At 74.8% G+C, this 10954-nt stretch carries 9 protein-coding genes; 7 read left to right on the forward strand and 2 right to left on the reverse strand.

Translation table 11 applies throughout. From position 1 onward, the window contains the following. Positions 1-28 precede the first annotated feature (28 nt). Positions 29-2527, reverse strand: coding sequence for a HelD family protein (locus ACSJJR_RS07005; RefSeq protein ID WP_435942859.1), 2499 nt, complete (start codon positions 2525-2527; stop codon positions 29-31). Between the two features lie 277 nt (positions 2528-2804). Between ACSJJR_RS07005 and ACSJJR_RS07010 the strand changes: the two genes are divergently transcribed. After that, positions 2805-3719, forward strand: coding sequence for a proteasome assembly chaperone family protein (locus ACSJJR_RS07010; protein WP_435942860.1), 915 nt, complete (start codon positions 2805-2807; stop codon positions 3717-3719). 61 nt (positions 3720-3780) lie between these two features. On the opposite strand, the gene ACSJJR_RS07015 is transcribed toward ACSJJR_RS07010, so the two are convergent. Further along, entirely contained in the window at positions 3781-4524 is a 744-nt protein-coding gene (locus ACSJJR_RS07015) for a spermidine synthase (protein WP_435942861.1), read from the reverse strand. Between the two features lie 110 nt (positions 4525-4634). Between ACSJJR_RS07015 and dinB the strand changes: the two genes are divergently transcribed. The 6 genes from dinB to ACSJJR_RS07045 all read left to right on the forward strand — a co-directional run bounded on the left by dinB (position 4635) and on the right by ACSJJR_RS07045 (position 10906). After that, complete coding sequence (gene dinB, locus ACSJJR_RS07020) at positions 4635-5864, forward strand: DNA polymerase IV (protein WP_435942862.1); 1230 nt, start codon at positions 4635-4637, stop codon at positions 5862-5864. Between the two features lie 190 nt (positions 5865-6054). Further along, on the forward strand, positions 6055-6420 hold the full coding sequence (locus ACSJJR_RS07025; protein WP_435942863.1) for a DUF3040 domain-containing protein: 366 nt from the start codon (positions 6055-6057) through the stop codon (positions 6418-6420). Between the two features lie 473 nt (positions 6421-6893). Next, positions 6894-7325 carry a division/cell wall cluster transcriptional repressor MraZ gene (mraZ, locus tag ACSJJR_RS07030; RefSeq protein ID WP_435942864.1) on the forward strand — a complete coding sequence of 144 codons (432 nt, stop codon included), beginning with the start codon at positions 6894-6896 and terminating at the stop codon, positions 7323-7325. 204 nt (positions 7326-7529) lie between these two features. Continuing rightward, on the forward strand, positions 7530-8681 hold the full coding sequence (gene rsmH / locus ACSJJR_RS07035) for a 16S rRNA (cytosine(1402)-N(4))-methyltransferase RsmH (protein ID WP_435942865.1): 1152 nt from the start codon (positions 7530-7532) through the stop codon (positions 8679-8681). Beyond that, positions 8678-9085: a hypothetical protein gene (locus ACSJJR_RS07040; RefSeq protein ID WP_435942866.1), complete on the forward strand. Its 408-nt coding sequence runs from the start codon at positions 8678-8680 to the stop codon at positions 9083-9085. The genes rsmH and ACSJJR_RS07040 overlap by 4 nt, the downstream gene beginning before the upstream one ends. A gap of 6 nt (positions 9086-9091) precedes the next feature. Beyond that, positions 9092-10906, forward strand: a complete 1815-nt coding sequence (locus ACSJJR_RS07045) for a peptidoglycan D,D-transpeptidase FtsI family protein (protein ID WP_435942867.1) — start codon at positions 9092-9094, stop codon at positions 10904-10906. The last annotated feature ends 48 nt before the right edge of the window (positions 10907-10954 follow it).

The following is a 10954-nucleotide window of genomic DNA, read 5'->3' on the forward strand; positions in this document are numbered from 1 at the left end:
TCCCGGCCGCCCTTGGTGGCCGGGACGGTCAGGCCGTCCGCTCCCGGCCGGTCACGCCGTCGGTCAGGCCGTCGGGCAGGCCCTCGGGCAGCCGGTGGCGTGAGACCAGGTGCAGTCGGCGCGTTGGCCTGGTCATCGCCACGTAGAGGTCGCCCGGGCTGCGCTGGCCCACCTCAGCGGCCTCCACGAGCACCACCGTGTCGAACTCCAGCCCCTTGCTCGTCACCGGGGACATCACCGCCAGGCGGGCGCGCAGCACGTCCCCGCCGGGCGCCTCCATGGCGGCCTCCAGCACCGGCTCCTGGGCCAGCACACGGGCCACCGCGGCCGGGTCTGGCGCGATGACGGCCATCCGCCCGCCCCCCGCGCCGACGCTTGCGTCCAGGGCCTGCGACTCAGCCAGCACCACCGCGCGCAGCAGCCGCTCCCACTGCTCGTCGTCGGTGTCCTGCCCTGACGGGCACGTCGCCGCCAGGCAGCCATCGAGGTCGCGCGCCGAGCTCACCGGGTACACCGGCGGGTGTCCCAGCATCTGCGCCACGGACTCCGCGGCCGCCATGATCGTCGCCGGCGTGCGGTAGCAGACGGTGAGGACCTCCTCGCGCAGCGGCGTCGAGCCGCCCGTCCTGGCGCCGTGCCCCCGGCGCCGCCGGCCGGGGCGGGGAGCCTGCCCGCTGCCGGTGGCTGCACCGGCGCCCAGGGCGGAGAGCGCCTGTGCCCAGGAGGAGGGCGCGTGCGGCCCCGAGTACTGGGCCAGGTCCCCGACCACGGTGAAGGAGCGCACCGGGCAGCGCCGGGCCAGCGCCCGCCACGCCATCGCCCCCAGCTCCTGGGCCTCGTCGACGACGACGTGCCCGTAGGTCCACGTCCGGTCCGCCCGCGCCCGCTCGGCCAGCGTGAGCGAGGGACCCGTGTCCGCCATGCGGTCCGCCAGCATCTCGGCGGTCACCATGCCGTCGCCCAGGTCCTGGGAGGCGATGGCCTGGGCGGCGTAGGAGACCAGCTCCTCACGGCGCCGCGCCTCCACACGCGCCCGCTGCGCCTGGGCGTCCTCGCTGGGGCCCAGCAGCTCGCACAGCTCGTCGATGAGCGGCACGTCCGCCTGGCTCAGCTCCGAGCCCGCCGGGCGCGCGAGCAGGGCCCGCTCGGCGGCCGTGAGCTCGGGCGCCAGGCGCTCCAGGAGCGCTGGCCTGGCCCACAGGCGCTCGAGGAGGCCCACCGGCGTCGTCGGCATCCAGCACAGGTTGATCTCCCGGCGGGCGTCGCGTGCGGTGCGGATGTCCTCACGGATCCACGCGCGCGTGTCCGCGTCCGAGGCGTCCTGGCGGGTGGCGCGCGCGTACTGGTCCGTCAGGCGCTCGAGCAGCCACAGCACGAAGGTCTCGCGGGCGAGGTTGTGGGGCCTCCCGGACCGGCGCGCCCGGCTCACCGCCTCGGCCACGTCCGCGGGCCGCAGGGTCAGGCGCACCCCCTCGACGACGATCTCGCGCGGCTCGGCGGGCACCCGTTGCAGGTCGCGCACGGCGCGCCGCAGGACCTCGGCCCACAGGGCCCGGCCCTTGAGCTCGTGGACCGCCGGTGCCTCAGTGCCTCGTGCCCGCAGGCCGGGCACGAGGTCGCCGACCGTCGTCGCCACTACCCCCGTCTCACCGAGGGAGGGCAGCACCTGCTCGACGTAGCGCAGGAAGGTCCTCGACGGGCCCACGAGCAGCACCCCCGAGCGCTCCAGGCGTGCGCGCTCGGAGTAGAACAGGTAGGCGACGCGGTGCAGGGCCACCGCCGTCTTGCCTGTGCCCGGGCCGCCCTGGACGACGAGCACGCCCTTGCCGTCACTGGTGACAATGCGGTCCTGCTCCGCCTGGATCGTGGCGACGATGTCGCCCATGCGCCCGTCGCGGGCGGCGCTCATGGCCGCGATGAGCGCGCCCTCGCCCTGCAGCCCCTCCACCGCCGCACGGGAGCCGGACCAGGCGTCGTCGCCCAGGGCGCTGACGTCGATGACCTCGTCCTCCAGCCCGACGACGCGGCGCTGACGGGTGTCGATGTGGCGCCGGCGCACCAGGCCCATCGGGTCGCGGGCCGTGGCCTGGTAGAAGGCCCGGGCCAGGGGCGCGCGCCAGTCGAGGACGACCTCGCGGCGGCGCCCGTCCTGCAGCCCCGTCCGCCCGACGTAGTGGCGTCGGCCGCCGTCGGTCACCCCAGCGCTTGTGGCGCCGGCCTCGACGGCCTCAGGGGACAGGTCCATGCGGCCGAAGACGAGCCGGTCCTCGACCCCCTCCAGGGAGGCGACGAGTCCCGCGTAGTGGGCGGCGTAGGCGTCGCGCTCGCCCCGCGACTGGTGGGTGCCGCTCGCTCCTGCCGCCTCCGTGCGCGCCAGCGCCTGGCGGGCGGCCTCGAGCTGGCGGTCGAGCTCGCCGTAGGCCGTGTCCAGGAACACCTGCTCGGCCTGCACCTGCCTCACACGTTCCGACTCGGCGCTGGTGCGCACGCCGTCGGGCACGGAGCAGGTCTGGGGGGGCTGGGTCACGTGATCTCGCAGACTGGGCCCTTGCGGAGGTGCCCGGGGTGCTCGGGGGTCGGTGCGCGCAGGCGCGCGGGGCCGTCCATTATTGTCCCAGCGTGGGCACCCGTGCCGACGCCGACGCCGACGGCGAACACCGGGCCTGTGCTCATGGGCACCCGCGCCGGCCACGGCCCGCGGGAACAGGAGGCAGCCCGGCCGTGTTGCACGTCAGGGACACCACGACGGGCGCCTGTGGACCGACGACGCCCGTGGACCGACAACCGCCCGGAAGGAGGACAGGATGAGACCCCTGTACAGCGTGGAGCACCCCTGGGACGAGCCGGTCGCGCCGCGCGTCCTGCTCTACCAGCTGGCCGGAGCGATGGACGCGGGCCACGCGGGCCGGCTCGCCGTCGAGCAGCTGCTCATGACCCTGCCCTCCGAGCGGATGGCCACCTTCGACACCGACTCCCTCATCGACTACCGGGCCCGCCGCCCGATGATGGTCTTCGACACCCACTCCTACACGGGGGTCGAGATGCCCGAGCTCGTCCTGGACCTCCTCCAGGACGACGAGGGCCGTGACCTGCTGCTCCTGTACGGCGCCGAGCCCGACTACCGCTGGGAGGAGCTCGCCGGCGCCGTCACCCACCTGGCCCTGACGATGGGGGTGACGCAGGCGGTCTCCATGGCCGGCATGCCCATGGCGGTGCCCCACACGCGCCCCACCTACGTCCACCACCACGGCAACCGCCCCGAGCTCCTGCCCGAGCAGCCCGACTTCTTCGGCCGCGTCGAGTTCCCGGGCTCGATGAGCGGCCTGCTGGAGCTGCGCCTGGGCGAGTCGGGCCTGGACTCGCGTGGGCTGACGGTCTCGATCCCGCACTACGTGGCCCGTGACGACTACCCGGCCGGCGCCGCCGCGCTCCTGTCGGCCGTGGCCGAGACCACCGGCCTGGCGCTGCCCCTGGGGGACCTCGAGGCCGCGGCCGCCGTCAACCGTGCTGAGATCGACGCCGAGGCCGCCTCCCAGCCGGAGGTCGCCGCCGTCGTCGCCGCCCTCGAGGCCCAGTACGACACCTACGCGCCCCCGAGAGCCGACGCCGACGAGATCTCGCGCCTGCTCGACGTGCCCACCGCTGAGGAGATCGGCGCCCGTCTGGAGGCCTTCCTCGAGGCCAACGACGCCGCCGAGGAGGGCCCCCAGGGGAGGTAGGAGCGCGGCCGGCCGCAGCGCCCCGGGACGCTGCCCTTGGAGCGCCGCCGGCCGGGGCGGCTCAGGCGCGCGGCAGGGCGGGGTCGTCCAGGGACCAGGCACGCACCGGCAGCGGCAGCCGCCTGACCGCGCGATCGACCTCCTGCACCTGCCCGGGCGTCAGGGGGCTGCGGCCGGCCACGACGACGAGGTTGCCGCGCCTCCTGCCCCTGACGCAGGCGGCGTCCGCCACGACGATCCCCCCGCCGAAGACCCGGCGCACCGCCGCCAGCTCGGCCCCCGCCTCCTGACGGGGCGCCGAGACCGTGTTGGCCAGGTACACCCCGTCCGGCGCCAGCGCCCTGCGGCACGCCCGCATGAGCTCCTCGGTCCGGCAGGAGGCCGGCACCCGACCTGCCGTGAAGACGTCGCGCACCACCACGTCCCACTCGCCCTCGCGCAGCGACGGGGCCACCTCAGCGGCGTCGCCCACCCGGATGCGCAGCCGGGGCGCGCGTGGCAGGTCGAACCACTCGCGCACGCGCTGGGCGAGCACGGCGTCGATCTCCACCGCCAGCTGGGTCGAGCCCGGCCGCAGCGCCTCCCAGGCGCGGGCCAGCGCGCAGCCCGCCCCGCCCAGGTGCGCCGCGCGCACGGGCACCCCGGGCAGCAGCACGTCCAGGACGGCGTTCATCTGCTGCTGGTACTCGAAGTCCAGGTGCGTGGGGTCCACCAGGTCGATCCAGGACGACTCGGTCCCGTCCAGCAGAAGGAGGACCCCCTTCTCGCGCCGCTCCAGGCGCGCCACGCCCGTGGATGTCGCCACGTCTCCCACCGGCAGCGCCGCCAGGCACGGCGTGGCGCCGGGGCGCGACGTGGCGCCGCGTGCGCGCCTGCTGCTCCGACCTGCCACGGCAGGCAGGTTAGCCTGGACGCATGAGCCGGGCACCCAGGAACGAGGCCGCGCGCCGCTCCTGGGGCGAAGACGACAGTGCCACGAACATCCTGCACGTGGACATGGACGCGTTCTTCGCCTCCGTCGAGCTCCTTGAGCACCCCGAGCTGTGCGGGCGCCCCGTCATCGTCGGAGGGACGCACGGCCGTGGGGTCGTCAGCGCCGCCACCTACGAGGCCCGCGCCCAGGGCGTGAGCTCGGCCATGAGCATGGCCGAGGCGCTGCGCCGCTGTCCCCAGGCCGTCGTCCTGCCCGTGCGCCACGGCGTCTACAGCCGTGTCTCCGCCCAGGTGATGGAGGTCCTGGGCGAGGTCACGCCCGTGCTTGAGCAGGTGAGCGTCGATGAGGCCTTCCTCGACGTCTCCGGCTCGCGACGGCGCATGGGAGGACCGGTCCGCATCGGCCACTGGGTGCGTGCCGAGCTGCGCCGGCGCCTGGGCCTGCCCGCCAGCGTCGGCATCGCCTCCACCAAGCTCGTCGCCAAGCTCGCCTCCGCCCACGCCAAGCCGGACGGGCTGCTGCTCGTGCCCGCCGACGCCACCCAGGACTTCCTCGACGTGCTGCCGGTGGGTGCCCTGTGGGGCGTGGGGGACAAGAGCGCCCAGGCCCTGGCCCGCTGGGGCATCACCGATGTGCGCACCCTGGCCGCCACGGAGGTGCGCCGGCTGGAGCGGGTCCTCGGGCCCGCCACCGCGCGCCACCTGCACGACCTGTCCCACGGCATCGACCCGCGCCCGGTCGTCGTCAGCCGGGAGGACAAGAGCGTGGGCACCGAGTCCACCTTCTTCGACACGATCACCAACCGCGAGGACGCCCGCCGCGTGCTGCTGGACCAGTGCCACCAGTGCGCCGGGCGCCTGCGCCGGGCCGGCGCCCGGGGACGCACCGTGGTCCTCAAGGCCCGCGGCGCTGACTTCGTGACGGTGACGCGCTCGCGGACCCTGAGCGTCCCGACGGACCTGGCCCGTGACGTCTTCGCGGTGGTGGAGGAGCTCTTCGAGGCGCTGGGGGACCCCGTGGGCGGCTTCCGCCTGCTGGGGGTGCGGGTCGAGGGCCTGTCGCGGGCCGACGACGGCGTCCAGCTCCTCCTGGACGACGACGGGCGGCGGGGCGCCCCGGAGCGGGCGGCCGACGCCGTGCGGCAGCGGTGGGGCAGGGCAGCGGTCTCCCCGGCCAGCCTGCTGCGCCCCTCTCACCCGGCGCAGGGCTGAGACGCCGCGCGGCGGGGCGTGCGCGCTCGGCGGGGCGTGGACACGTTTTCCTCTGCCGCACGCCTGCGCATATCCTGTCCGCACGAGCGGGACCGCCTGGGCCCGTGCGCCGTCCTGGTGGCGGCGGCGGGCTGGTCGCAGGTCCCTCAGGAGCGCCGAGCGTGGGGGAGCCCGCGCCAGGAGGGAAGCCATGGCACTGTCGGAGCGTGAGCAGCAGGTGCTGCGCGACCTCGAGCGCCAGCTCCACGAGGACGACCCCGGTCTCGCCAGCTCGATCGAGCAGGCGGGCCGCACGCCGGGGCGGCTGTCGCCGCGCCACGTGGGCTACGGAGTGGCGCTCGTGCTCACCGGGCTCGCCGTCGTCATCGGCGGGGTCAGCGTGGGCCACGGCATCGTGTCCATGGTCATCGGCGTCGTCGGGTTCTCCCTGGCGGTGTGGGGTGTCACGCTTGTGCTCACCCGCCCCCAGGCCCCCTCTGCCGGGGCCAGGCGGGGCCGGGGCTTCATGGAGCGCCAGTCCGAGCGGTGGGAGCGCCGCCGCGAGGACAACCGCTGAGACCTCGTCCCCTGCGGCCGCGCTGACCGCCCTGCTGGTCACCCAGCGCTGAGGGCCGTCGTGCGGCCGCGTCGCTCGCCGTCCAAGGGGCCCTCGCACGTCCCCCCCCACCTTCCTCCACCTTGCTCCCACCTCCTCGTGCCGGTGCCCGCACGAGACCCGCTCCGCAACACCCGCCCAGCGTCCCCGCCATCCTCACGATGGCGGGGACGCCGCCGTGTGGAGCCCTGTCAGGGCCGTGCCCGGCCATCGGCGGCGCAGGTGCGCGGTGGGTGGCAGGCCCCCGCGCCCCGGCGCCGCACCGGGGTCCCGGGCGCGCCGCGTCCTCCACTTCCCTCCACCTGAGTAATCGGCGCGATGGTGCGGTCCGTGACCCAGATGTGACCGCCCGTCGCTCCCTGGGTGGGTGAAAGTGGGGGGGAGTGGGGTACTGTGGGGCGCACTGGGTCGTCGAGGGGGAAGGAGCGGACCTCATGTTCCTGGGTACGCACGCCCCGCGCCTGGACGACAAGGGACGTCTCATCCTCCCGGCCAAGTTCCGTGAGGAGCTGGCCGGGGGCGTCGTCCTCACCCGCGGGCAGGAGCACTGCGTCTACGCCTTCTCCACCGCGGAGTTCGAGCGCATGTACGCCCAGCTGCGTGAGGCTCCCCTCGCGCAGAAGCAGGCACGCGACTACGTGCGCGTCATGCTCTCCGGCGCGGACTCCCAGATCCCGGACAAGCAGGGCCGCATCACCCTGCCCGCCCCGCTGCGCGCCTACGCGGGCCTCGGCCGCGACCTCGCCGTCATCGGCGCCGGTGCCCGCGTCGAGATCTGGGACGCCGGCGCCTGGGAGCGCTACCTCGCCGCCCAGGAGCAGGTCTTCGCCGACACCGCCGAGGAGATCATCCCCGGCTTCTTCTGAGCCCACCCGGCGGGCCGCCGCCGCGACCCGCCAGCACACAACTGCACACCGGGACCGCCAGACGGCTCTCGCCGAGCGAGGTCCCCTCCCGCCACGCGTCCGACGTCCCTTCCCCGGCGCCGGAACCTGCGGGAGGAGTCCTGGCCCGACGAGCCCGCCTGGGCCCACCGCACCCGACGGCACCCGCACAGGAAGGAGGAGGACGTGCCCCGCACCAGTGAGCACGAGGCTGACGCCCCCCGGGCGCCGCTCGCCACCGAGGCCGCCCAGCGGCACACCCCCGTCCTCCTCCAGCGCTGCCTCGACCTGCTCGCGCCGGCCCTCGAGGGTGCCGACGCACCCGCCCACCCCGTCCTCATCGACTGCACGCTCGGCATGGGCGGGCACAGCGAGGGCGCCCTGAGCCGCTTCGCCGCCCTCACCGTCATCGGCATCGACCGCGACCCCGAGGCCATCGCGCTGGCCAGCGCCCGCCTGGCCCCCTTCGGTGAGCGCTTTCGGGCCGTGCGCGCCACCTACGACCACGTCCACGAGGTGGCTCGCACCGCCTCCCCCTACGGTGACGGCACCGTGGACGCCGTCCTCATGGACCTGGGTGTCTCCTCCCTCCAGCTCGACGACGCCGGGCGCGGCTTCTCCTACTCCCGGCCCGCCCCGCTGGACATGCGCATGGACCAGACCACCGGCACCACCGCGCAGCAGCTGCTCGACACCGCCGACGAGCACGAGATCACCCGGATCCTGCGCACCTACGGCGAGGAGCGCTTCGCCTCACGCATCGCCGCCGCCCTCGTGCGCCGCCGCGAGGCGGGCAGGCCCGTGCGCGACACCGCCGACCTCGCCGAGCTGGTGCGTGACAGCGTCCCCGCCGCCGCCCGGCGCGCCGGCGGGCACCCCGCCAAGCGGACCTTCCAGGCCCTGCGCGTCGCCGTCAACGCCGAGCTCGAGGTCCTCGAGCGGGCCGTGCCACGTGCCCTCAACTCCATCCGGGTCGGCGGACGCCTGGTCGTCGAGTCCTACCAGAGCCTCGAGGACCGCATCGTCAAGCAGGCGATCACCGCGGGCACCACGACCCGCGCCCCGGAGGGCCTGCCCTTCGTCCCCGGCTGCGCCGCGCCCTACCTCGCCGCCGTCACCCACGGCGCCGAGAGGGCCGACGACGACGAGCTGTCCCGCAACCCCCGCTCTGCCCCTGTGCGGCTGCGCGCCGCCACCCGCGTGCGCCCCGCCTGCGACGCGCCGGCCCCCGAGCCGCAGGGTGGCGGCGGGGCAGGACCCGGCCCACGCCGCAGCCGGCCGCGTCCGGCCAGGGCTGACCGCACGAGGAGGACCACCCAAGGAAGGACACGCAGATGAGCGCCGCCCACGCCTACGCGCCCGGGCCGTCCGGCCGCTCCCTGCCGCGCGCCGAGCACGCCCCGCGCCCCGTGCTCCACGTCGTGCGCGGCGTCGCGCCCGCGCGCGGGCGCCTGCCGGTGCTGCTCCTGGTCCTCGTCATCCTCCTCACCCCCTTGTTCGCCTCGACCTACCTCAACGCAGCCATGGCGGACACCGCCTTCAAGATGCACGACGCCCAGCAGCGGCTCGCCGCCGTCAACGAGCACATCGACACCGTCAACGGTCTGCTGCGGGAGGCCTCCGCCCCCGACTCCCTGGCCCAGCGCGCCACCGAGCTCGGCATGGTCCCCGCCGGCGCCCCTGGGGTCGTTGACCTCACCACCGGCACCGCCTCCGGCGGCTCAGCGGCCAAGCGGGGGTAGGAGAGCGTGTACCCCAGCCGACGTCGGGTCCTGCAGGCCGCGGGCGTGGCGGCCTTCGCCACGGTCACCGGGCGCACGGCCTGGCTGCAGCTCGTCAAGGGCCGCGACCTGGCCGAGCAGGCCCTGGCCGAGCGCACCGAGACCTGGGTCAACCGCGCCCTCCGCGGGAGGATCCTCGCGGCGGACGGCACCGTCCTGGCCGCCTCCTCCGTCTCCTACGACATCGGCGTCAACCAGGGTCTCATCTCCCAGTACGAGCACTACGTCTTCCACGACGACCCTGAGACCGGGGAGAGGACCGCCGAGCTCGTCGGGCACGGCGCCGCCGAGGTCGCTGCGCAGATCGCCCCGCTGCTGGGCGTGGACGCCCAGGAGCTCGGCGCCCTCATGGTCGGCAACAGCACCTACGTCGTCATCGCCGATGCCGTCAACCCCGAGATCTGGCGGCAGATCAAAGCCCTCGACATCCACGGCATCGAGCCCGACCAGCACCCCCACCGCTCGTACCCGGCGGGTAAGGTAGCCGGCAACATCGTCGGGTTCAGCTACGAGGACCCGCCGCGCGTGCTCGTCGGTGCCAACGGGCTCGAGTACTCCCAGAACGAGGTGCTCACCGGCATCGACGGCCGCGGCAGTGTCGAGCGCACCCCGGGTGACGTCAACATCCCCACCGGGCACCACGAGGAGGTCGAGGCCGTGGCGGGCACCGACGTGCGCACCACCCTGGACGCCGACCTCCAGACCGTCGCGCAGCAGGCCATCGATGAGGTCGTCACGGCCCAGGGCGCCGAGTGGGGCTGCGTCGTCGTCATGGAGCCGTCCACCGGCAAGGTGCTCGTCATGGCGGACTCCAACGCGATGGACCCCTCCGACCCCCTCGCCTCGGCCCCGCAGGACCGGGGCTCGCGCTGCGTCGAGGCGGTCTTCGAGCCCGGCAGCGTCGGCAAGGTCATGACCTTCGCGGCGGCCCTCGAGGAGGGCGTCGTCACTGCCGGGGACACCTTCACCGTGCCTGACACCTGGACCGCCGCCAACGGCCAGGTCTTCGAGGACTCCCACGAGCACGAGGTCCAGCGCCTCACGGCGGCACAGGTCCTGGCCGAGTCCTCCAACGTCGGCACCGTCCAGATCGGCGAGCGCGTCTCCGACGAGCGGCGCCACCACTACATCGAGGCCTTCGGCTACAACCAGCTCTCCGGCATCGAGCTGCCCGGTGAGTCCTCCGGGCTGCTGTCCGACTGGACCGAGTGGGACGACCGCACCCGCTACACGACGATGTTCGGCCAGGGAGTCGCCGGCACGGCCCTGCAGTCCGCCCAGGTGCTCGCCACCGTCGCCAACAAGGGCGTGCGCGTGGCCCCGCGCGTCATCGACGCCTTCATCGCCCCCGACGGCACCGAGACCCTCCAGCCCCGGGCACAGGGCGTGCGCGTCATCTCCGAGCAGACCGCTGCCGCGCTCACCGAGATGCTCATCGGCGTCACCCAGGAGGGGGGCACCGCCGAGGCCGCCTCCCTCGACGGCTACCTCGTGGCGGGGAAGACGGGCACCACCGAGATCCTCACGGGCTCGGGCACGGTCGCCTCCTTCGTCGGCTTCGTCCCCGCGCGCGACCCGGCTATCGCCGTCGCCGTCGTCGTCAACCGCCCCAGTGGCACCTACGGCGGTACCGTCGCCGCACCGGTCTTCCGAAAGATCGCCCTGGCCGCCATGCACTCGCTCGGCATCGCCCCCGATCCTCTTGTCATCGCCGCCCAGGCCGCCGCCGAGGCCGACGCCCAGGCTACAGCCCAGGCCACAGCCCAGGCCGACGCAGGCTGAGCCCGTGAGGCCCGCGCCGCGGTGCCCGCACGCCTCAGAGCCATCCCG

It is taken from the genome of Actinomyces sp. W5033 (assembly GCF_051303165.1).